Origin of the sequence: Alteromonas lipotrueae, assembly GCF_019249215.1 — a bacterium.
Lineage (GTDB): Bacteria > Pseudomonadota > Gammaproteobacteria > Enterobacterales > Alteromonadaceae > Alteromonas > Alteromonas lipotrueae.
The window spans coordinates 157,531-180,918 of record NZ_JAESDI010000004.1 but is presented as its reverse complement, the minus strand read 5'-3'; the positions used below and the strand labels follow the sequence as shown (position 1 = coordinate 180,918).

The following is a 23,388-nucleotide window of genomic DNA, read 5'->3' as shown; positions in this document are numbered from 1 at the left end:
GTTCTTCCAGACATTAGAAAAAGTATTGAACACCTAACGTAAGCGCATTATTTTCTTTATCTCCTACTTCTCGATGTTCAAATTCCAGCGCCATATTTAAACCACTCTCGTCACCAACTAGCCAACCCAATCGAGTAAAAGTGCCTAAGTCTTCGGGTATATAGCGCCATTCAGGATAGTACTGTAAAGGTGAGTGACTCGTATTAAACGAGGCATATATTTGTTGTTCGAAAAGTAGCGTTAACGCACGGTGAGCGCGAATTGATAGTTGACTATTTTTGCTGGCATTAAAATGACTATCGTAGCCAGGTATGGATTCGAGGCGCGTTTCATTGAAGCGACTTTTAATTTTCCACTTTGCTATCTTTTCGCTTTTAAACACGATAGGGCCGTAGTAGCTGTCCCAATCAGCGGCCTCACTATAAGCGGCACTCAAAGGGGCAAGCAATATTAAACAAACCACGCAAGTTGGGTATGTTTTCATGAAAAATTTCCTGGTCGAGTGAGACAGCGTTAACTTGTTCTAATGACTACCGATTATTATAAATATAAGTGGTAGCTTCATAGCCACGAGTGTATTTTGTTCGCCCTATGTGCCTAACTTTAAAATAAAAATTTGACACAAAACTGAAACAAAAAATGAGTGCTGAATAGTAAGTGTAGTCTTTTATCTAAAAGGTTAAAAATAAACTTGTTAGATATTTCTATTGTGAACTAACTTTTAAAGGGTAGTAGTAAGACTTACTTCAATTTAGTAGGCAAAGCAGTACTTTCAAATAGGGAACATGGCCGGAGGTGAGTGATGCAAACGGAATGGGAATTTGAACGAAAGTTTTTAGTAAGCTATGTGCCAGAAGGTTTGTTAGATACACGAAAACCTGTGGCAATAAGACAAGGTTATTTAGCCACCGAGCCGGATAAGCATATTCGAATTAGAGATGAAGGCGGTAACTACACCATGGCCGTTAAACAAGGTGTTGGCCTTAAACGCAGAGACACGCGAATTGCGTTGGATTCTGAGCAATTCGCTGATTTATGGCCTTTAACCCAAAATATGCGGGTGGAAAAGCAGCGATATCGTATCGACTTTTTTGGAGCTCAGCTGGTGATAGATATTTTCACCGGTAACTTAGCACCGTTGAAAGTAGTGGAAGTTGAATTTGACAGTGAAATGAGTAGTCGACAGTTTTTGCCGCCAGATTTTGCTGAAACGGAAGTGACCCACAAGAAAGAATTTCAAAATGTTGCGTTAGCGCGATTTGGCTTGCCTGATATGGTCATAGCGAGTGGGAGTACGAAAAGTGCTTCCATTCTCGCAGGTTCCATATAGCCAAAATATAAGCACGCTATCGCCAAGCTATAGCAAATTAATGACCTGAAATTAAAAAGGGTCGCTTTACAAAGCGACCCTTTTTCAGTTTTGAGCTAGATTAACGGCGCTGAGCAGACTAAACCGCTGAGCGGAGCGCTTCAGCTTTATCAGTCGCTTCCCACGGGAAGGCTTCACGGCCGAAGTGACCATAAGCAGCAGTAGGTAAGTAAATAGCGCGTTCTAAATCAAGCATTTTGATTAAGCCATAAGGGCGTAAATCGAAATGTTCGCGAACCAAGGCCACTAGCGTTTTCTCATCAACTACGCCGGTACCGAAAGTATCTATACTGATAGAGGTTGGCTCGGCAACACCAATGGCGTAAGACACTTGAATTTCACAACGCTTAGCTAGTCCAGCAGCAACAATGTTCTTAGCAACATAACGGCCTGCGTATGCCGCGCTTCTGTCTACTTTTGAAGGATCTTTACCTGAGAAAGCACCACCACCGTGACGGGCCATACCACCGTAGGTATCTACAATGATTTTACGACCAGTTAGACCACAATCACCGACAGGTCCGCCAATAACAAAGCGACCAGTAGGGTTAATGTGGAAACGGGTGTTGCTATCAATCCATTCGCTAGGAAGCACTGGTTTGATAATTTCTTCCATTACCGCTTCGCGTACTTGCGCAGTAGAAACTGAGTCACAATGTTGAGTAGAAAGTACTACGGCATCGATGCCTACAGGTTTGTCGTTTTCGTACTTAAAGGTAATTTGGCTTTTCGCATCAGGGCGCAAAAAGTCTAGCTTGCCAGATTTTCTCACTTCAGCTTGTTTCTGTACCAAGCGGTGAGAATAAGTAATAGGCGCTGGCATCAATACATCAGTTTCGTCACTGGCGTAACCAAACATCAAGCCTTGGTCGCCTGCACCTTGTTCTTCAAAGCTTTCGCGGTCAACGCCTTGGTTGATATCTGGCGACTGTTTACCAATAGCGTTTAATACGGCACAAGAATCAGCATCGAAACCCATATCAGAGTGAACGTAGCCTATGTCTCTTACCGTTTTACGTGTGATTTCTTCAATATCAACCCACGCTGAGGTAGTGACTTCACCACCTACCAATACCATTCCGGTTTTAACGTAAGTCTCACAGGCCACGCGGGCACGAGGATCTTGTTCTAGAATAGCATCTAGAACCGCATCTGAGATTTGGTCGGCGATTTTGTCCGGGTGTCCTTCAGACACTGACTCGGAGGTGAATAAATGCGTGGCCATACATGCTCCATAAGCGTTTATTGTTCAAAATAGGTGAGTATTGTACTAAAACAAGGTATAAATACCAGTCTTTACTTCTAGACGTCTAAAAGTCCTTTCGTTACGATTTGTTGACAGTCGCGGATCACTTTTATAGATAATTGAGTAAATTTAGCCACGCTTTCCTAGTGAAGCGACATTGGCTTGCAAAGGAATGATGTGAATATTCATTATTTTAGCCAACTTTCGGTAATGGCAATGAAAAGCCATTGAACTGAATGGTGGCATAGGTAAGAATAACGCCCACATTACGATATACAGCAAAGCAGCGCTTTAAGGTTGAACAAAGGGATTTTGCCCACAGTGTTCCCTTAGCGAAATTCAGCTACAAAATAAACCAGGAGACAACATGCCCTCTCGTCGTGAACTTGCCAATGCCATCCGTGCTTTAAGCATGGATGCTGTTCAACAGGCCAAATCTGGTCACCCAGGCGCCCCTATGGGGATGGCCGATATTGCCGAGGTACTATGGGGTGATTTTCTATCACACAACCCAGCAAACCCGTCTTGGGCAAACAGAGACCGCTTCGTGCTTTCAAACGGTCACGGCTCTATGCTGTTGTACTCTTTGCTTCACCTTTCAGGCTATGAACTGCCTATTGAAGAGCTTAAGAACTTCCGCCAGCTGCACTCTAAAACGCCAGGCCATCCAGAATATGGGTATGCACCAGGTGTTGAAACTACCACTGGCCCACTTGGCCAAGGCGTTAGTAACGCAGTAGGTATGGCGCTAGCTGAAAAAGTATTAGCGGCTCAGTTTAACCGTGATGGCCATGATATTGTCGATCACTACACCTATACCTTCATGGGCGATGGCTGCCTGATGGAAGGTATTTCTCATGAAACCTGTTCACTTGCTGGAACATTGGGCCTGGGCAAACTTATTGGTTTTTGGGATGACAACGGCATTTCAATTGATGGTGAAGTAGAAGGTTGGTTTACCGACGACACACCAGCACGCTTTAAAAGCTACGGCTGGGAAGTGATTGAAGGTGTTGACGGTCATGACGCTGAACAAATTAAAGCAGCTATTGAGCAAGCTAAATCGAACAGCGCTCAGCCTACGCTAATTTGCTGTAAAACCGTAATTGGTTTCGGTTCACCAAACAAAGAAGGCACTGAGTCTTGTCACGGTGCACCATTAGGTGATGACGAAATTATCGCTACCCGCGCAAAGCTTGGGTGGAAGCACGGTGCATTTGAAATTCCAGACGACATTTATGCCGGTTGGGATGCTAAAGGCAAGGGCGGCGATGCTGAAAGCGCGTGGAACGACGCCTTCGCAGCATATGAAAGTGCATACCCTGAATTAGCCGCTGAATTTAAGCGTCGTGTAAATGGCGAATTGCCAGCAGACTTCAGCGATAAAGCGGATAAAATCATTGCTGATTTGCAAGCTAACCCGCAAAACATTGCGTCACGTAAAGCATCACAAAATGCATTAAATGCATTTGGTCCTTTGTTACCAGAACTTCTAGGCGGCTCTGCCGACTTAGCCGGTTCAAACCTGACTATTTGGGATGGCAGTAAAGGCGTTGAAGCCACTGACGCATCGGGTAACTACATTTATTACGGTGTACGTGAGTTCGGTATGTCGGCCATGATGAACGGTATTACCCTTCATGGTGGTTTTAAAGCGTACGGTGCTACATTCCTAATGTTTATGGAATACGCTCGCAATGCGGTACGTATGGCGGCGCTTATGAAGCAACCTGCTATTTTCGTATACACTCACGATTCAATTGGTTTGGGTGAAGATGGTCCAACTCACCAACCTGTAGAGCAAGTAGTGGCGCTGCGTGCTACACCAAACCTAGATAACTGGCGTCCATGTGACCAAGTTGAATCTGCTATTGCATGGAAGTTCGCGATTGAGCGCAACGATGGTCCTTCAACGTTGATCTTCACTCGCCAAGGTTTGCCTCAGCAAGAACGTAACGAACAGCAAGTTGCTGACGTTGCCAAAGGTGGTTATGTGCTTAAAGATTGTGCAGGCACGCCTGAATACATCTTTATTGCTACAGGGTCTGAAGTTCAACTTGCTGTTGAAGCAGCAGATAAACTAACTGCAGATGGTAAAGCGGTTCGTGTAGTTTCTATGCCTTCTACCGACGTTTTCGACCGTCAATCAGCGGATTACCGTGAAAGCGTATTGCCTTCTAGCGTAACTAAGCGCGTTGCAGTTGAAGCGTTATCTAAAGAAAGCTGGTACAAGTACGTAGGTTTCAACGGCGCCATCATTGGGATGGATACGTTCGGTGAATCAGCACCAGCAGGTGACTTGTTCAAACATTTCAATATTACTACTGAAGCAGTGGTAGAGGCAGCATTGTCTCTTAGCTAACGAGGTCACCGCAGTCTATGGTAAACATTGCCATAAACGGGTTTGGTCGTATTGGTCGCAATGTATTGCGCGCGCTTTATGAAAGCGGGCGCAATAACCACTTTAATGTGGTTGCGATTAACGATGTTGCTAAGCCAGAAGGTATAGCTCACTTATTAAAATACGATACCGCCCACGGGCGGTTCGGTTTTGATGTGACACTAGAAAACAACACACTTAACGTGGCAGGCGATGCTATTCGCTTGTTAGCACAACCGGATATCAACTTACTACCTTGGCGCGAAATTGGGGTAGATATTGTGCTGGAATGCACAGGTAAGTTCGATGATAGAGTATCGGGGCAGGCACATATTAATGCAGGCGCAGAAAAGGTACTTTTTTCCTCTCCAGGCTCGCCAGATTTAGACAATACTATCATTTTTGGTACTAACGATGACACGCTGAAAGCGGCGCATAAGTTGGTGTCTAACGGGTCGTGCACCACTAACTGTATCGTGCCGGTTATTCAAGCGCTAGACGCGGCCTTTGGGGTTGAAAGCGGAACGATTACCACTATTCACGCTTCTATGCATGATCAGCAAGTAATTGATGCTTACCACCCAGATTTACGCCGTACTCGCGCAGCCAGTCAGTCTATTATTCCGGTAGACACACGGTTAGCGGCGGGCATAGAGCGTATTTTGCCTAAATTTGCAGGTAAATTTGAAGCTATTGCGGTACGGGTGCCAACCATTAATGTTACTGCAATGGATTTAAGTGTAACCTTAAGTACGCAAGTGACTATTGCGGATGTCAATCAAGCACTCAAGCGAGTGAAAGCAGGGCGATTGCAGGGTATTTTAGATTACACTGAAGAGCCGCTAGTTTCTGTTGATTTCAATCACGATCCTCACTCTTGTATTGTGGATGGTACGCAAACCCGCGTAAGTCATAAGCAACTGGTAAAAACACTGGTGTGGTGTGACAACGAATGGGGTTTTGCAAACAGAATGCTCGACACTGCGCAAGCAATGTATGACGCAAGCTAATTAAGAATTTTGCTGCCAAGGTTGGTAGCGCCAGCCTTGGCAGCTTTCACAGTTATTCGATTAACAAGGGAAAGACAATGGCAATTCCAAGTATGAGTGATTTGGCCTTAAATGGTCAACGCGTATTAATTAGACAAGATTTAAACGTGCCAGTAAAAGATGGCGTAGTGACCTCTGATGCGCGTATTAAAGCTTCCATTCCTACTATTAAAGCGGCGTTAGATGCTGGTGCTGCGGTAATGGTAATGTCGCATCTAGGCCGTCCTACCGAAGGTGAGCCAGCGGAGGAATTCTCACTTCAGCCTGTTGTGAATTATTTGAACGACGCGCTAGACGTACCGGTTACTTTAGAAAAAAACTATTTGGAAGGTGTTGATGTAGCACCAGGCTCATTAGTTATTCTAGAAAACGTACGCTTTAACGAAGGTGAGAAAAGCGACGACGAAACCCTATCCAAGCAATATGCAGCCCTTTGCGATATTTTCGTGATGGATGCATTTGGCACCGCGCACCGTGCACAAGCGTCTACCCATGGTGTGGCAAAATTTGCCACTAAAGCGTGTGCAGGCCCACTTCTTGCGGCAGAACTAGATGCACTAGGCAAAGCCCTAGATAACCCTAAACGTCCAATGGTAGCCATTGTAGGCGGGTCTAAGGTATCAACTAAGCTTACCGTACTGAAAACCTTAGCGGAAAAAGTTGACCAGCTTATTGTTGGCGGCGGTATTGCCAATACGTTTATTGCCGCGCAAGGTCATAACGTAGGTAAGTCGTTGGTTGAAATGGACTTAACCGAGCAAGCTAAGCAGCTAATGAGCGATGCAGTATCAAATGGTGGGAATATTCCAGTACCTACCGATGTGGTAGTGGGTAAAGCCTTTGATGAAAACACAGAAGCGACGCTTAAAGCCGTTAGCGATGTCGCTGACGATGACATGATTTTTGATATTGGCCCTGATTCCTCAAAAGCTCTTGAAAGCATTATTAAAAATGCGGGCACTATTGTTTGGAATGGCCCTGTTGGTGTATTTGAATTTGAACAATTCAGTGCTGGTACAAAGGCGTTAGCCGAAGCCATTGCTGATAGCGATGCGTTCTCAATTGCAGGTGGTGGTGATACACTGGCAGCAGTAGATAAATATGAAATCGCTGATAAGATATCTTATATCTCTACAGGTGGTGGTGCATTTCTAGAGTTTTTAGAAGGCAAAACATTACCTGCAGTAGCCATGCTAGAAGAAAAAAACAAATAAAATTAGCAGACTACTAAAAAATCGATTCCGATTTTCGCCGGCGATACATTGAAGTACGTCGGCATATAACGATAAACCCTACACCTGTTCTTAGAGCAGTATTATAAAAAAGGAGTGTTGCAATGGCATCACAAGCACAGCAGGCCATGCTAGATAAACTTAACACGCAAGTTGGTTTTATTGCAGCTTTGGATCAAAGCGGCGGTAGTACACCAAAAGCGCTACGTTTATATGGCATTGAAGAGTCAGAATACAGCTCTGACGAAGAAATGTTTAACCTTGTTCACCAAATGCGTACACGTATTATCACCAGCACCCCTTTCAGTGGCGAGCGTGTTCTAGGCGCTATTTTATTTGAAAATACCCTAGACCGTGAAATTGAAGGTATGTCTACTGCCCACTACTTGTGGCAGAAGAAGCGCGTTATTCCTTTCTTGAAAGTGGATAAAGGGCTTGTTGAAGAGAACAACGGTGTACAGGTGATGAAGCCGATTGTTGGTCTAGATGAGTTACTGGCTAAAGCCGTTGCCCAAGATGTCTTTGGCACCAAGATGCGTTCAGTGGTAAAACTGGCCAATCATCAAGGTATTAAAGATGTGGTAGAGCAGCAGTTCGAAGTAGGTAAGCAAATCATCGCAGCAGGTTTAGTGCCTATCATTGAACCTGAAGTAGATATTCATAGTCCTCAAAAAGCGGAAGCAGAAGCACTGCTTAAACTTGAAATTCTTACTCAGCTTAATTTGTTGAGCGAAGGCCAAGAAGTGATGTTAAAGCTTACACTGCCTAATGAAGCTAACTTCTATAAAGAGCTTGTTGATCATCCTCGTGTACTTAAAGTGGTAGCATTATCTGGCGGTTACAACCGTGAAGAAGCCAATGCGAAGCTTTCAGAAAACCAAGGCATTATCGCAAGTTTCTCAAGAGCACTAACTGAAGGTGTTTCTGACAAACAGTCTGATGACGAGTTTGAAGCGACACTAGATGGTGCGATTGAAGGTATTTACCAAGCTTCAAAAGCATAAGTTTTATTGTTTAAAAGGGGCGCTTGTCAGCGCCCCTTTTTTATTAATTATGTCCCGTCCTGAAATACGTTGACGTAAAACGTAAAAAGGGAGCATTAATGCTCCCTTTTCTATTGCTCGCAAACCGGCTTATTTAATAGAAAGGGTTAAGTCTAACGCCTTCCAATACGCACTTTCTCGAACCAAGTCTGCTGCCAGAATTGGTTTTTCTTCCAACCAATCTTTAGGAAAAGTAAGGCTTAAGCCGTTCTTATCTGCATCAATCTCTATATCCGGCAAGAAGCCTTCTTGGCGTTTGATATTGAGCAACGCGCCAATACGTAATAAAGCGATAAGCTTTTTAACGGCCGCTAAATCGTACAAGTTAAAGTTGGGAAGATCGTTCGCCCGCACTTTCTTTCTATGAAAACGTACTAGGGTGGCTAATAATTCTTGTTGTTCTTGCGTAAATCCAGGCATATCTACGTTAGCGAGAATATAGGCACTGTGGCGCTGCACACCGCGCGAGTTAATTTGAATGCCCACTTCATGCAACAACGCCGCCCAACCCAACATGCTTTTAAAGTCGTGGTGTTTAAGTTTCCAGGCTTTTTCAGCATGGCTAAAGAGGTTAAGTGACGTGTTAAGCACAAGCGTAGCTTGCGCGGTATCAACATCGTAGCGGGTAGCTAAGCTGCTAGCTGTTCTGCCGCGTATATCGGCATGATGCAGCTCATCTTCCATCTGGTAAATCACGCCTTCGCGTAATGCAGCAGGGGAATAAACCAAAGTGTCTATTTCTAGCGCTTTAAATACTGCCACTAATATAGCCAAACCGCCGGCAATAACCACGCGTCTGTCTTCGGTTAAATCAGGGGAGTTGAGTTTGTCGATATGACCTGCACTAATAAACTGCTTCATTAAGTTACGCAGACTCTTGAGCGTAACGGGTATATCGTGGTCGTTGGGTCTATCTTGTTGGCATAAAGTGAACAACGAGCGAATTGTGCCCGACGTACCAACACATTGTACCCAACCCAGCTTGCGGTACTTATCTTGAATAAATTCCAGCTCTTGTTCAGCCGCAGTAATGGCCAGCTCAAAAGATTTGTTTTTTAATGACCCGTCTGGGAAGAATCGCTTAGTGTAGCTAACACAGCCCATTTGCAAACTGCGGCAAATAAGTGGGTTGAAGCCCTCGCCAATCACAAATTCTGTTGAGCCCCCACCGATATCCACCACTAACTGTTGTCCATCAGCATGGTTAGTATGTGCTACGCCAGAGTAAATCAGGCGGGCTTCCTCCACGCCTGAAATTACTTCTACAGGGTAGGGCAGAATATCTTTCGCGGCATTAATGAAGTGGTCGGCGTTTTTGGCCTTGCGCAGAGTGTGTGTGGCCACAATACGAACCGAGTCGGGTTCGAAACCGCGTAGACTTTCAGCCACAATACGTAGCATCTTTAAACCACGCTCCATGGCTTCATCAGACAAAATATTGTCGTCGTCCAACCCCTCAGCTAACCTTACTTTTTGTTTAACGCGATGCAGAATTTGAACAGACCCAGCAACAATACGCGCTACCACAAGGTGAAAGCTATTCGAGCCAATATCTAACGCGGCTACTTTATTAACCTCACGGCTTTCAACGGTATCAAAAACAGATTCATGCTGAGTCATTTAGGGTTTTATTTTCCTGCTTCTTTTTCTTCTTCTTTCACAAGATAGTCGTAAATCTCTATTTGTGAACGTAATTTCTTGCGATTGCCTCGAGCAACGTACTTGTTGCTTTGTTCCTTGTCAATCACTCTCGCTTTAAGCGTATCACGGAATTGTATATCCATAATATCGACAATGCGCTGTTGCAGGTTTTTATCGTAAATAGGGCAGCCTACTTCTATGCGGTTGTCCATATTGCGGGTCATCCAGTCAGCAGAAGAGATAAACACTTTTCTCTCGCCACCGCCCTCAAATACCATCACCCTAGGGTGCTCTAAGAACCTATCGACAATAGAGATGATTTCAATGTTTTCACTAATACCTTTTAAGCCAGGTATTATGGAACACATACCGCGAACAATACCGCGAATTTTCACCCCTGCTTGACTGGCCCGATACAAATCATCCATTAATTCCTTATCAACAAGGTTATTAATCTTAAAGGTAATTTGTGCAGGACGGCCTTCTTTTAAATGCTGAATTTCTTGACGAATAAGTGACTGAATTCGGGTTCTCGCGTTTAACGGTGAAATCTGCAAATGCTGAAATTTATACCGGCGGAAAGGGTATTGAATAAGGTCAAATACTGCCACCGCTTCATTGGCCAATTCTTGGTTTCGAGTGAATAAACTGTAATCGGTATAGATTTTTGCGGTTTTTTCGTTGAAGTTACCCGTACCAAAATGCGCATAGTTAATCATCGCGCCACGTTCTTCGCGGGTGATCACGCAAAGCTTCGAGTGAATTTTTAAGGTTGGCACGCCGAGCACTACGCGAATACCCGCATCGGTCATGCGTTTAGACCATTCAATGTTGGCCTCTTCATCAAAGCGAGCGCGCAGTTCTACCACTACGGTCACCTTTTTACCGTTATCAACGGCATCAATGAGCGAGTTGATAATGCGAGAGTTACTGGCCACACGATAAATATTAATGCGAATAGATTTTACGCTAGGGTCGAATGCTGCTTGGCGGACAAATTCGGTAACATGTAAGAATCGGTGATATGGGTAATACAGTAGAATATCGTGGGCGGTAATGGCATCGAATACCGTATTAAAATTGGAAAAAGCGTTGCTGTCGATAGCCGGTAGCGGAGCATGCTCTAAATATTCGCGGCCCACGTTTGGAAAGCCAATGAAGTCTTTAAAGTTACGATAGTGCCCTGCAGCATGCATGGTATCGAGTTTAGTTATACGTAAACGCTTACGTAAATCCTGCATCATATCTTCAGGCATATCGTTGTCGTAAATAACCCGAACAGGCTCGGCAATTAAGCGCTGTTTCATGCTCTCAGACATTTTTTCTACATAACTTTCGTCAATCTCGTCATTGATAGAGTATTCGGCGTCTCGGGTCATCTTGAATGAGAATGACTCGACTTCGTCAAATTTAACAAAGCCGCGGAAGATGTCTTCTAAGCTAAGCTGAATCATGTCATCGAGCATAATAATATGCTTTTTCTTTCGACTCTTTTCCGGCGGAATAAGCATAAAGCGAGACATTTCAGACGTAGGCACCTGAATAACCGCATAGCGCGTGTTGCGGTCTTTACGGCGCAGCGCGACATACAAATAAACAGATGTGCCATTTAAACGGCTTAACAAGTCCATTTTCTTGTCAATAATGATAGGGGCTATATGGCGAAGCACCTTATTGACGAAGAAGTTACGTACCCACTGCTTTTGATACTCGTTTAATTCATGCTTTTGCAGAATATGAATATTGTATCGCGCGAGCGCTTTTAAAACGTCTTTATGAATATGGTCGAACTTGTCGGAAAGCTGAACAACCTTTTGCTGAATAATCGCCATTAGCGCGGTTTGCTTTTCCGCCTCTTCTTCGTTGCCATCATTTTGGGCAATCGTTATTTGGCGTTTTACGTCAGCAGCACGAACACGATAAAATTCGTCAAGATTATTGGAGTAAATACCTAAAAACCGAATACGTTCTACTACAGGGTTGTTCTTATCTGCAGCTTCCTGCAAAACCCTTTCGTTAAATGCTAACCAGCTAAGTTCTTTGGGATAATATAGTTCTGGGTTATCCATAATTTATCGTTTTTTCACTTCTTAAAATGGCCAAAGACTGACATCAGTCAATGACATTACTGTGACAACCCTTAGATATAATAGGGTTAATTCGTAGTCCCTTACCTCAACGAGGTGATTTGAAACCTTTCTGTGTCGCTAGGGCCTTATTGCTTGGCCTGTATATCCACTACCAAGTCGTTCGCCAACGATTCAAGGGCGTCTTGCAACGCATCGTCATCAAACCCTTCAGGCACCGCAATAACTGCATTAGCTTTAAAGATTAAACTTCCCCAGTTAGGTGCGCTTTCGCAGCGTGATGAGAAGTTGAGGATGTTAAGGTTAAATTGGTTTAGCACCGAGGTTAACTCTTGCACTATGCCGGCTTTGTCGTTGCCCATTACATCAACGGTAAGTTGATTCGTTAATGAATTGGTTGATGTATTCACTGCCACAGACTGAACCGATAAATCGGAAATGGCATTTAGCGCGTCGACAAGTTTTTCGTTCTCGTCAGCGGGAACGTGTACTTCAACAAAGCCGGTAAACATGCCCGCCATATGTGCAAAGCTAGAGCCTTGCCAATTACCTTTGTGCTTGTAAATGCACTTAGCTAGCGTATCAACCAAACCAGGCTTGTCTTTACCCATAATACTAATAATGAGCGATTGCATGAGAAACTCCTATTCCAGAATCTGTAGAAATACGTTTGCTACTGTGGTTTTACGGTAATACCATAAGTCACACTGAAAAAGCGCTACTGGTTAGTATTGTTAATAAACCTTGTTAGCAACAGTGTTTGAGGCTGCTTACTTTAGGCGTTATTCACCGGAACTAACCCAAAAGTTTTCGCTTGCTATTAGCATAACAAAACTTACACTGCTCACCAGTGTAATTTACACCTGATAATATTATTAAATAAGAATGACTTCCTACAGCGATAGCATCAATAAAAAACGCCAACGCAATGATAAGTGGGGGCGATATATCGTCACCGGCTTTGGTGGGCTGGTATTGCTGACGCTGGTTATTTTAATTTCGCACCTTGTTAGTCAGGCTTTACCTCTGGCGTTAGTGCCTAATATTGAGAAAGAGCACCAGCTTGCATTACCCGAAGGTAGCCAAGTAGAAAGCGCTGGAGATTTGCTTGGCGGCCAATTAGTGGTAACTAACGGTGAGGATTGCCGTTTAAGCTTATATGGCTACAAAGATAATGATTTCGCTAAGCATCACGACTATATTCGCCCTTGTGAACATCAGTTGTCGACGACCTCTTTAATGGGCGAAAATGCGATTGTGGATATCTCTGCGGGCGGGCAAGTTCGGGTGGTGCCCGTCAGATCGTTAGCGTATCGCAGTGTAATAATCGCGAATCATTCAGACCCTTTAGCTCAACCTTCAAGCCTTGTGTCCTCTACAATATCTTTTGCTCTACCGGGCAAGTATTGGTCACAAACTACGTCTTGGCAATTTGCGTTCTCATCTAAGTGGGCGGCAATAGCGCTGCATACACAGTCGGGCACATATATACGAGGAGTGAACCAACTCAATCCTACGCAAATGGTTGATAAGTTCTTTGCCAATGTCGATAAAGTACATTTGTTACCTGGTGCACAAATGGTGTTGGTAGAAAAAGGAGCACACTTGTTCCTTTCACGGCTTTTCGAGGATGAATCACAGCTCTCGCTGTTAGCGTCTTTTGATAAACTCAGCCGTAATGACATTTCTATTTTATCTCTAGAGAAAGACAGAACGTTTTTCTTACAAGATGGCACTAACCAAGTTACCCGCTGGGTATTACATCGCGATGCGAACACGCTCGGTTTCATTGAAACCTACCAGTTCCTTTTGAACGCGGACGAACGGCTGATTGATATAAAAGAGCATGCCAGTATTAATGTGGTGGCAGCGCTTACCGATAAACAACGCCTACTATTTATAAATCGAGTATCAGGTGAAGTGGTTACGACAATTGATTTGCCTGAACCCATGCAATCAATCTCTTGGTTTGGCAACCGTCTTTACGGCTATAACGATGATTCTATTTTCATTTGGCGGGCGAATAATTTAAGCGGCATTACTACGTGGCGGTCGCTATTTGCGCCGCAACATTATGAGGGATATACCGAAGCAGATACGGTGTGGCAAACCACAAACGCCACGGATTTCCAAGAGGCCAAGTTTAGTCTTACGCCGTTAATTATAGGTAGCTTGAAAGCGTCGCTACTGGCTTTGTTTATTGCTATACCGGTAGCAATAGGTGCAGCGATATACACCGCCTTTTTTGCAAAAGAGCGACTTCGCCATGCCCTGAAGCCCGCTATCGAAATGCTAGAAGCTGTTCCCAGTGTGCTTATTGGTTTTATCGCTGCCATTTGGCTAGCCCCCATGGCTGAACAGTTTCTATTTTCTTTTGCTTTTTTTCTTATTGTTGTTCCATTTGTACTCATTGCCGTGGCGTTTTTTCAACGCCCTGTTGCCGACCGCCTACCCGCTAAACTTCGACATGGCGCTGAGTTGGGCTTTGCGTTACTTGGCGTTTTTATATTGGGTTACATTAGTGTGGCATGGGCGCCAGAATGGTTCTTTAGCTTAATTAATGTAGATGGTTTTGACATGCTAGCCGCTGAGTCTGATAGCCCCATAGGAAAAACGACGATAGTGGTGGCGATAGCCTTAGGTGTGGCTATTTCACCGAGTATTTACTCCATTGCTGAAGATGCCATTGGGGGCGTGCCCGATGAGTTAAAGCATGCATCATTTGCGTTGGGCGCCACGCGGCTTCAAACCCTTAAATATATAGTACTGCATGTCGCGTTTCCGGGCATTATGGCGGCGATTATGCTGGGTTTTGGTCGCGCATTCGGGGAAACCATGATTGTGCTCATGGTGACGGGAAACACCCCAATATCGAGCTGGGGCTTAATTGAAGGCTTACGGGCATTAACGGCCAACTTAGCCATAGAATTACCCGAAGCCGATGTGTCATCTGCACACTATCAAATTCTGTTCTTTACCGCTGGCATACTGTTTGTTTTCACGTTTGTTGTAAATACGATTGCTGAATTTACTCGTCAACGCTTACGCAGTAGATCTTATTATGAATAATATGTTCAAAGGCGGCTTTAATGCCGTTCATCGCCAGTCGCTAGTGATATCGTTAACGGCGTTTTTTACTAGCTTGCTGTTAATTGCTTTGGTGAGTGTGTTGTTCCTTATTACCTTTCGTGGTGGTGCGTATTTTTGGCCTGAGCCCATTTATGATGTGACATATAAAGTTACCGGAGCCAATGAAAGTGCTAAATCCGAACATAAAATGTTCGCTCAGCTTTATATGGCAGACGAAGTAGAGCAAATATATCAAGTTCACTTTGCTGACGAACAAAGCCCTTACGGCTCACAAATGCAGTTGGCCAGTGCGGATATTATTAACAAAGAACTTGCTTACGGCAGTGCCGAAATAAAAACAAAAGATGGTCGCTTTGTATTGGGACAGCCAGAGTTTTTATCTACACCAGACAGCCGACGGGAAGACTTGTCGCTGTTTTCAGATATTCAAAACAGAGTATCGGCACTAAGTGCTCAAATTGAGAAAATTAGACGCGAGCGACTATCGCCCATTCATGAATCTTTGGCATCACTAGATAGCAAAGGTGTTGATCAAAATGCACCGGCAAGAGAGCGCTTAGAGACTCAGTTTGAACGCTGGCAGCATGAAGTTATTCATCTAGAGGAAGAGCGAGACGAATACGAACTCAGCGTCACTTTTGCCAATGCGCAAGCGTACGCTATTCGGGTGTCGGAAATTAAAAGCGTCGATTATGTAAGCCAGCTTAGCTATTTTGAAAAATGGCAGGTGGTATTTAGTCGTATTGCTACCTTCCTTACTGATTCTCCCAAACAGGCTAATACGTCTGGAGGGGTATATCCCGCGCTATTTGGCACCGTGCTGATGGTATTTTTAATGACCATTATCGTGACGCCTTTTGGCGTACTTGCGGCTATCTATTTGAGTGAATACGCTCCAGATACGCCGTTTACCACCGCTATAAGAATAAGCGTTAGTAATATGGCGGGCGTACCTTCAATTGTTTACGGGGTTTTTGGTTTAGGCTTTTTTGTTTATACCTTGGGTGGCAATATAGATGCACTTTTCTTTGCTGATAGATTGCCAGCGCCCACCATGGGGACCCCAGGTGTGTTCTGGGCGAGTTTGACCATGGCTATTTTAACCTTGCCAGTCGTTATTGTTGCCACCGAAGAAGGCTTGCGGCGGGTACCAGAAGGGTTGAAGCGGGGAAGTTATGCACTTGGCGCCACCAAGGTAGAAACTATCGCTAAAACCATTCTGCCCATAGCGTCACCCGGAATAATGACAGGCGTCATTTTGGCAATCGCTAGGGCTGCAGGCGAAGTCGCGCCTCTAATGCTGGTTGGAGCGGTGAAATTTGCTCCTACGCTACCTATAGATGGAGAGTTCCCGTATCTGCATTTAGAACGTCAATTCATGCACTTGGGCGTACTTATTTATGATGGCGCTTTTCATAGTCATACTGATGCGAAGAATTCTTCAATGATGTTTGCCGCCTGCTTGCTACTGCTAATAGTGGTATTTGTATTGAATGTGCTGGCAGTTATACTAAGAACGCGGTTAAGAAAGCGCTATTTACAAGGGTAACCTTTTACATGCTGAAGTTGTTTGAACGCAATACGCTCAACGTGGCTGACATCACTGATGAGACCACGGCTATCGATGTGCGTAACCTTAATTTATGGTTTGGAAATAAGCATGTGCTTAACGACATTTCTATGCGTATTCCAAAAAACAAAATCACCGCATTAATCGGGCAAAGTGGGTGCGGGAAATCTACCTTGGTTAATTGCTTCAATAGGCTTAACGATTTGTACGATGGCTGCAAATACGAGGGTGAAATTAATATTGGTGGTCGCAACATCAATAGTAAAAAAGTGAACGTGTCGCGGCTGCGTACCCAAGTAGGTATGGTATTCCAGCGGCCTAATCCTTTTCCCATGAGTATATACGATAACGTATGTTACGGACTTCGCCTGCAAGGCATTAAAACTCGTCGCCATCTAGACGATGCGGTAGAAAGCGCATTAAAAGAAGCAGCGTTATGGGATGAAGTTAAAGACAGGTTGTTTGAGTCGGCTAATGCATTATCCGGTGGTCAGCAACAGCGCCTTGTTATTGCCAGAGCGCTAGCACTCAAACCCGACATTTTGTTGTTAGATGAGCCTACCTCAGCGCTAGACCCATTAACGACCTTATTCATTGAGGAGTTGATGGCTGAGCTTAAGAAGCGTTGTACTATAGTGATTGTTACCCACAATATGCAGCAAGCCTCTCGAGTTTCAGATTACACGGCGTTCTTCCATCAGGGGCGATTGGTTGAATATGCAGACAGCGATTCGCTATTCACTATGCCAGAGAAGAAACAGACTGAAGATTATATTACTGGCCGCTACGGCTAATTAGCAAAATCAGCAGTAGTGAATAGGAGCGATACAATGCGTCAGGTTGCACTGAATACCCATATTTCCGGAACCTTTAATATTGAGTTGGAAAATTTAAGAAACTCGGTATTAACCATGGGCGGCGAAGTAGAACAGCAATTATTAGATACCTTAAAAGCGCTTAAATTAAACCACCCTGGCTTGGCAGAAAAAGTGGTGTTGAATGACCTTAAGATTAACTCTATGGAAATCCAGATAGATGAAGAATGTATTCGAATTATCGCCAAGCGCCATCCTACGGCAAGCGATCTACGCTTAATCATGACCATTTCTAAAGCCATCACCGACATTGAAAGAATGGGCGACGAAATAGAACGTATCGCTAAGCTGGTCACCCGTAATAAATTACCCAGCTCTGACACTATTAAAAGCAGCATGTTGTTAATCGGCGAACGTGTAGCGGCGATGATGCGGGGTACGTTCGATGCGTTTGCGCGTCAGGATGAAAGTGCAGCCTTGGCGGTGTATAAACAAGACAACCGAATAGACAGCGAATATAAACGCCTGCTTACCTACACCACCACAGAAATGGAAAAAACCACAGAAGATATGCAAGACTGGCTAGACGTGTTGTGGGCCATGCGTTCCTTAGAGCGGATTGGAGACAGGTGTAAAAACGTGTGCGAATACGTAGTTTATTTAACCAGGGGGACGGATGTAAGGCATACGCCGCTAGAAAACATTCATCAAAAGTTAGAAGATTTGAGTTAAAAAATGCTCAAAAACTGTCACAAAACCGCAACACTTGCCCAAATTATCATCGTATGAATTTAATTCCGTTGCGTTTTCTGTTTTTTCGTAGATTTTCACTATGGCTCTGCAGACGATTACGCTATCATGCGCCGCAGCAAAGTATAATTCGTGCAAAAAATAATCTAAGCCTTTGCTAAGAATCGTTTTGCCGTGTAACTATCATTTTTTGTCTTCATCATAGCCGTACATTTGTCGGGTGATGTGGCAGTAGCTAGCTTAAATCGCGTAAAGATCAGGAGCGGTTATCCGTGGAATTTTTCGAGAGTTATGGTCTCATTCTTATTCTCCTTGCTGCCGGTGTCGGCTTCATTATGGCTTGGGGTATTGGTGCAAATGACGTCGCCAATGCAATGGGAACATCTGTTGGTTCTAAAGCGTTAACAATAAAACAGGCAATTGTTATTGCCATGATTTTTGAGTTCGCCGGAGCATACTTGGCGGGTGGGGAAGTAACCTCTACCATTCGTAAGGGTATTATTGATCCAGAGTATTTTTCCGCTATTCCTGAGTACCTCGTACTCGGTATGATTTCGTCTCTGTTTGCAGCAGGTATATGGTTAGCCTTTGCATCTTGGCTAGGATGGCCTGTATCTACTACGCATTCTATTATTGGCGCTATTATCGGCTTTACCGCAACTGGCGTTAGTATGGACGCGGTAGCATGGGGCAAAGTAGGCGGCATTGTTGGTAGTTGGGTAGTGACGCCAGCTATTTCGGGCATTATTGCATACCTTATTTTCATGAGTGCCCATAAACTTATCTTTGAAACCAAATCTCCGTTTGAAAATGCCAAGCGTTATGTTCCGTTCTATATGGCACTAGCAGGCTTCATTATGTCGCTAGTTACCATTAAAAAAGGGCTTAAACACGTGGGCTTAGAAATGAGCGCCGTGAACGGTTATATATTGGCTGTGATTATCGCTATTATATTAGCCATAATTGGTAAGTGGTTTATTGGTCGCATGAAGTTCAGCGGTTCAGAAGACGCTGATTTACAAGCTGCCAATGTGGAAAAAGTGTTCGCCTTACTCATGGTTGTTACTGCCTGTTGTATGGCATTTGCGCATGGTTCAAATGATGTTGCTAACGCTATTGGGCCTTTGGCCGCGGTAGTGAGTGTGGTGACTTCTGGCGGTGAAATTAATGCCAGTGCCAACCTAGCATGGTGGATTTTACCGCTTGGTGGTTTGGGTATTGTGCTTGGTTTAGCCATATTCGGTCACCGCGTCATTAAAACTATCGGCCAAGGTATTACTCACCTTACGCCAAGCCGTGGTTTCGCGGCCGAATTAGCGGCAGCTACTACTGTAGTGATAGCGTCAGGAACCGGTCTTCCTATTTCAACTACGCAAACCCTTGTGGGCGCGGTGTTAGGTGTGGGGCTGGCCAGAGGCGTCTCTGCGCTTAATCTCGGCATCGTAAGAAATATTGTGGTGTCGTGGATTGTTACCCTGCCTGCAGGCGCAATTCTTTCCATTATTTTCTTCTTCGCACTGAAGGCAGCTTTCGGCGTTTAATTGCCTATTAAGATTTGAAAACAAAAACCGCGTTTAACGCGGTTTTTGTTTTTTTAATAACGCGTATATTTAAATAGCGCGGAAGCCCGCGCTATTTTGTATTCGCTACTCTTCAGCCTGTTCAGATTCATCAAGCTTGATGGGAGAGTCAAACCCCTCGGGCTTAATGCCTACCACCGCGCAGTTAAGTTGTTGAATAGTCTCTTCTGCCGTACCGCCCATAATAAAGCCTGGAACGCCAATACGGGCCACAGTACCCATTACAATAACATCAGTATTAAGTGATTTTGTGGTAGCCGCTATCTCTCTACGAGGATAACCATGCACAATATGCTTTTCAGGTTGCAAGAAGTCGATAATGTCAGGGGCTAGTTCACTTTCTAATTCGCTTAATAACGATTCGAGGGCTTGCTCTCTCTCGTCATGAATTTTGGCGAGGTCGGTTTCCATTTGGTCATTGTCTACGGTAATAAAACCATCTCGTACGATGTTCTCCGGGACTGCATCAAAAACATGCACAATATGAAGCTGTGCAAATTCCAACATAGCGATGCGGGCAGCATGGCGTAATATATCTAAATTAAGCTTTTTGCGAATTGAGATTTCGTGTTTAGGGTAGTGATAATTTAAATCGAGTGCCGCCACCACGTTTTTATATTGGCTACGGTTTTTCTTACTTAACACCCAAACCGGACAGGGGCATTTACGAAACAGGCGTATATCTAACCCGCCAAATAGGCGGTCTAAAAAGCCTTCTTCGCTTCGTTTAATAACCAAGTCGTAATGGTGTCTTAGCACGTCGGTTACAATATCAATCAGTGGGTGTCCGATTTTGACTACGGTTTGCACGGGGTACTCTTTCGACCATGTTTCTTCCTGCTCGGTAAGCCAATTTCTTGCCTGAGACTCCATAGATTGGTGTGAGTCGATATAGGCAAATGACTCCATTACCATATTTGCATTAGGGGGCAGGGCTTCTAAGGTAAGCATAATGGTTAGTGATGCTTGATTGCTCTTTGCAATATGAATGGCCTGGGCAACCACATCGTCTTGGCGATGTGAGTCACTGAGTACACATAAAATATTAGTAAAATGGCTGTCCATAGAAATCCTTAGCTATTGAGGCGCTATACGTTCTTATTCTTCATCCTAACGCTTGATTTGCAAGCTTGCTACCTTGAAAGCATGATTTACATCATAACAAAGTGCGATTTCATAAAAGGGTAATAACCGTATTCTTATTGGGTCTTTTGTAATCTTTGTGCTAGATTAAAACCTAATTTCCTAATCAGTAAAGAGTTGTTATGAAGTGGCCTAATCTCAAACACTTACATTACCTAGTTACCCTATATCAAGAGCAGCATTTTCACCGCGCTGCCCAGCGTTGTAATGTAAGCCAATCTACATTGAGCACGGCAATTCAAAACCTAGAAGAACATTTTGGCAGCCAGTTGCTGGAACGGGAGCACAAGACTTTTGTGTTTACTTCATTGGGGTTAGATATTGTTGAACGAAGCAAGTTGCTGCTGCAAGAAGCCGGTGAGCTGGTGGAATACGCACAAAATGCAGGGAATTGGCAACGAGGTACACTGAAGCTAGGTGTTATCCCCACCATCGCGCCATTTTTGTTTGAAGGCATGCTGGGAGCATTTAACGCCTTCTTGCCTGACATCAATGTTGAGATGCAAGAAGACACTACGGAAAAGCTGCTTCAGCAGTTAATTGATGGGCGTTTAGACTTACTTATTTTAGCGTTACCGATGGAAACGCCAGGGTGTAAGCAAATGGTATTGGGGCACGACCCTTTCCATCTTGTGGCCCATGAAGAAATGGCTGACAAATTGCCCGACCCCGTCGATATTTCTTCTTTACCCAAGAAGAGTATTTTCTTACTGCAACAAGAGCACTGTATGACCGGCCACGCGGTTAGTGCATGTAACCTTCAGCACAGCGACCAAATAAGCTCTGTAGCTGCCAGTAGCTTGTACACTTTGGTACAGCTTGCAAACAGTAAAATGGGTTATACCTTCTTACCCGAGCTTGCCATTAACCAATCTATCTTGGCACACACCAACTTAAAAAGTTTTGCCGCCGAAGAGCAAGGCTTTAGAGAAATAGGTTTAGTGTGGCGTTCAGGCACTACGCGTATGCAATTGTTTCGTCGTATTGGCGAAATCATCTCTCCTCTTCTACCTGTTCCCACCCTTAAATAATGTTTTTGGCGAAAAAGTTTCAAACTTTTTCGCCCACTGCGTCGACTGTAAGAGTAGGGAATATAAAAAAACACCTATATCGCGGGGAACGCAGTGTTCATAAAACGGGATGAAAAACTCGTACAACAAGCATTAAAAGGCAACAGAAAAGCGTGGTTCACGCTTATTTCGCGCTATGAAACGGCCATGTACCAATACGGTATCCGCATGACCGGAAATAGCCATGACGCCTCTGATTTGATGCAGGATATTTTTGTCTCGGTTTATCGAAGCCTGGCGAATTATCGCGGCGACGGCACATTTAAAAGCTGGCTGTATCGAATAGCCCATTGTCGATGTATGGAGCTGTACCGAAAGCGAAAAGCGTTTACCGATATCGATGATATTTCAGAGCCTCTATGTGAAGCTTCATGCCCTGAAATGCAGCTTACCAGCGACCGCCAAAGTCGGGCGGTAACGCAAGCTATGCAAGCTTTGCCCTTGGCACAAAAAGCTGTGGTGGAGCTGAAATTTTTTGGGCAGTTCACTTTTGAAGAAATTGCAGAGCAAATGGATATTTCGGTTAATACCGCCAAGTCGCGTTTGTATAGCGCACTAACCAAATTAAAGTTGGAGTTGGAATAAATGAATCAACCTGACCATACCAATGAAGCATTAATTATCGCGTGGGTAAACAACAGCCTTACCCAAGAACAAAAAGCGACATTTTCTAAAAAATACGCCCAAGATAGCGTGTTTGCAGCCGCGGCTGATAATGCCAGTGCTCTGGCAGGCTGCGCCAGTGAATTTGTTGCGCCCCCAGTGCCTGATTGGAATAAAGCACAGCTATTTCCAGCACAAGATAAATCGAGTTGGTTTCAGTGGCAAGGCTTCCCTGCACTGGCTTGTGCGCTATCCGCGGTTGCCATTGTATTGGTGTTTACGGGTATGCCCAATAAAGATAATGGGAAGTTACTAACGGCGCAAACACCAAACAATGTAGATGCCGAGCAGCTATCAAGCTTGGTTGCCGAACAAGTGCGTGTGCAAGTGCGCCAGCAAGTAAAACAGCAGCGGGAAATGTACCAAGAAGCGAATCAAGTGTTGTTTAAAGAATATGCACAATCACTTGCTGCACAGCAACAGCAGACGAGTGCCGAGCTCACTCAATATTTATTGGCTTCTAGCCGAGAGGCGCGTAAGCAAGATTTTGCTGAGTTGCTTCAATTTATTAACGATCAGCGCATTGATGATCAGCGATTTTACGCCCGTCAGTTTAGCAAGTTACAAGATGAAATTGATGGCATAGGTATGGGATATAGCGTTGTGCTTCCCAACTCGAATTCAGCGTCTCCATTAGACGAATAACCAATAGGTAGCCCT

Annotated in this window: 19 protein-coding genes; 13 read left to right on the top strand and 6 right to left on the bottom strand. The window is 44.3% G+C overall.

Annotation, left to right across the window (positions count from 1 at the left end):
• Window positions 1-13: 13 nt before the first annotated feature.
• Window positions 14-484 (bottom strand): hypothetical protein, encoded by a 471-nt coding sequence (locus JKP82_RS05710; protein ID WP_159528895.1) that lies wholly within the window; start codon window positions 482-484, stop codon window positions 14-16.
• A gap of 318 nt (window positions 485-802) precedes the next feature.
• Between JKP82_RS05710 and JKP82_RS05705 the strand changes: the two genes are divergently transcribed.
• On the top strand, window positions 803-1,330 hold the full coding sequence (locus tag JKP82_RS05705) for a CYTH domain-containing protein (RefSeq protein ID WP_159528897.1): 528 nt from the start codon (window positions 803-805) through the stop codon (window positions 1,328-1,330).
• Window positions 1,331-1,448: 118 nt separating this feature from the next.
• On the opposite strand, the gene metK is transcribed toward JKP82_RS05705, so the two are convergent.
• Entirely contained in the window at window positions 1,449-2,594 is a 1,146-nt protein-coding gene (gene metK / locus JKP82_RS05700) for a methionine adenosyltransferase (RefSeq protein WP_218396181.1), read from the bottom strand.
• A 388-nt stretch (window positions 2,595-2,982) separates the two neighbouring features.
• Here metK and tkt point away from each other — a divergent pair, with 388 nt between their 5' ends.
• From tkt to JKP82_RS05680, 4 genes are all read left to right on the top strand, one after another.
• Window positions 2,983-4,977, top strand: a complete 1,995-nt coding sequence (gene tkt / locus JKP82_RS05695; protein WP_218396179.1) for a transketolase — start codon at window positions 2,983-2,985, stop codon at window positions 4,975-4,977.
• A 17-nt stretch (window positions 4,978-4,994) separates the two neighbouring features.
• On the top strand, window positions 4,995-6,005 hold the full coding sequence (gene epd / locus JKP82_RS05690) for an erythrose-4-phosphate dehydrogenase (protein ID WP_159528903.1): 1,011 nt from the start codon (window positions 4,995-4,997) through the stop codon (window positions 6,003-6,005).
• A gap of 77 nt (window positions 6,006-6,082) precedes the next feature.
• Window positions 6,083-7,258, top strand: coding sequence for a phosphoglycerate kinase (locus JKP82_RS05685; RefSeq protein WP_159528904.1), 1,176 nt, complete (start codon window positions 6,083-6,085; stop codon window positions 7,256-7,258).
• 122 nt (window positions 7,259-7,380) lie between these two features.
• Window positions 7,381-8,280 carry a fructose bisphosphate aldolase gene (locus JKP82_RS05680; RefSeq protein ID WP_218396177.1) on the top strand — a complete coding sequence of 300 codons (900 nt, stop codon included), beginning with the start codon at window positions 7,381-7,383 and terminating at the stop codon, window positions 8,278-8,280.
• Between the two features lie 129 nt (window positions 8,281-8,409).
• Here the strand turns inward: JKP82_RS05680 and ppx are convergent, their stop codons facing one another.
• The 3 genes from ppx to JKP82_RS05665 form a co-directional block, all read right to left on the bottom strand.
• Entirely contained in the window at window positions 8,410-9,939 is a 1,530-nt protein-coding gene (ppx, locus tag JKP82_RS05675; protein WP_218396175.1) for an exopolyphosphatase, read from the bottom strand.
• 8 nt (window positions 9,940-9,947) lie between these two features.
• Window positions 9,948-12,029: a polyphosphate kinase 1 gene (gene ppk1, locus JKP82_RS05670; RefSeq protein ID WP_218396173.1), complete on the bottom strand. Its 2,082-nt coding sequence runs from the start codon at window positions 12,027-12,029 to the stop codon at window positions 9,948-9,950.
• A gap of 146 nt (window positions 12,030-12,175) precedes the next feature.
• Window positions 12,176-12,682, bottom strand: coding sequence for a glycine cleavage system transcriptional repressor (locus tag JKP82_RS05665; protein WP_159528930.1), 507 nt, complete (start codon window positions 12,680-12,682; stop codon window positions 12,176-12,178).
• A 250-nt stretch (window positions 12,683-12,932) separates the two neighbouring features.
• On the opposite strand from JKP82_RS05665, the gene JKP82_RS05660 reads away from it, so the two are divergent.
• The 5 genes from JKP82_RS05660 to JKP82_RS05640 all read left to right on the top strand — a co-directional run bounded on the left by JKP82_RS05660 (window position 12,933) and on the right by JKP82_RS05640 (window position 19,813).
• Window positions 12,933-15,116: an ABC transporter permease subunit gene (locus tag JKP82_RS05660; protein WP_159528932.1), complete on the top strand. Its 2,184-nt coding sequence runs from the start codon at window positions 12,933-12,935 to the stop codon at window positions 15,114-15,116.
• Window positions 15,109-16,686, top strand: a complete 1,578-nt coding sequence (gene pstA / locus JKP82_RS05655; RefSeq protein WP_159528934.1) for a phosphate ABC transporter permease PstA — start codon at window positions 15,109-15,111, stop codon at window positions 16,684-16,686. The genes JKP82_RS05660 and pstA overlap by 8 nt, the downstream gene beginning before the upstream one ends.
• A gap of 8 nt (window positions 16,687-16,694) precedes the next feature.
• Window positions 16,695-17,501 (top strand): phosphate ABC transporter ATP-binding protein PstB, encoded by an 807-nt coding sequence (gene pstB, locus JKP82_RS05650; protein ID WP_218396171.1) that lies wholly within the window; start codon window positions 16,695-16,697, stop codon window positions 17,499-17,501.
• 36 nt (window positions 17,502-17,537) lie between these two features.
• Window positions 17,538-18,254, top strand: coding sequence for a phosphate signaling complex protein PhoU (gene phoU, locus JKP82_RS05645; protein WP_013785311.1), 717 nt, complete (start codon window positions 17,538-17,540; stop codon window positions 18,252-18,254).
• A gap of 290 nt (window positions 18,255-18,544) precedes the next feature.
• Complete coding sequence (locus tag JKP82_RS05640) at window positions 18,545-19,813, top strand: inorganic phosphate transporter (RefSeq protein ID WP_013785310.1); 1,269 nt, start codon at window positions 18,545-18,547, stop codon at window positions 19,811-19,813.
• Between the two features lie 105 nt (window positions 19,814-19,918).
• Here the strand turns inward: JKP82_RS05640 and JKP82_RS05635 are convergent, their stop codons facing one another.
• Window positions 19,919-20,917: a universal stress protein gene (locus JKP82_RS05635; RefSeq protein ID WP_126873053.1), complete on the bottom strand. Its 999-nt coding sequence runs from the start codon at window positions 20,915-20,917 to the stop codon at window positions 19,919-19,921.
• A gap of 200 nt (window positions 20,918-21,117) precedes the next feature.
• Between JKP82_RS05635 and JKP82_RS05630 the strand changes: the two genes are divergently transcribed.
• From JKP82_RS05630 to JKP82_RS05620, 3 genes are all read left to right on the top strand, one after another.
• Window positions 21,118-22,026, top strand: coding sequence for a hydrogen peroxide-inducible genes activator (locus tag JKP82_RS05630; RefSeq protein WP_126873054.1), 909 nt, complete (start codon window positions 21,118-21,120; stop codon window positions 22,024-22,026).
• A 93-nt stretch (window positions 22,027-22,119) separates the two neighbouring features.
• The gene (locus JKP82_RS05625) at window positions 22,120-22,650 is read left to right on the top strand and encodes an RNA polymerase sigma factor (RefSeq protein ID WP_159528936.1); all 531 of its coding nucleotides are present in this window, start codon (window positions 22,120-22,122) and stop codon (window positions 22,648-22,650) included.
• Entirely contained in the window at window positions 22,651-23,373 is a 723-nt protein-coding gene (locus JKP82_RS05620; RefSeq protein WP_159528938.1) for a hypothetical protein, read from the top strand.
• Window positions 23,374-23,388 lie beyond the last annotated feature (15 nt).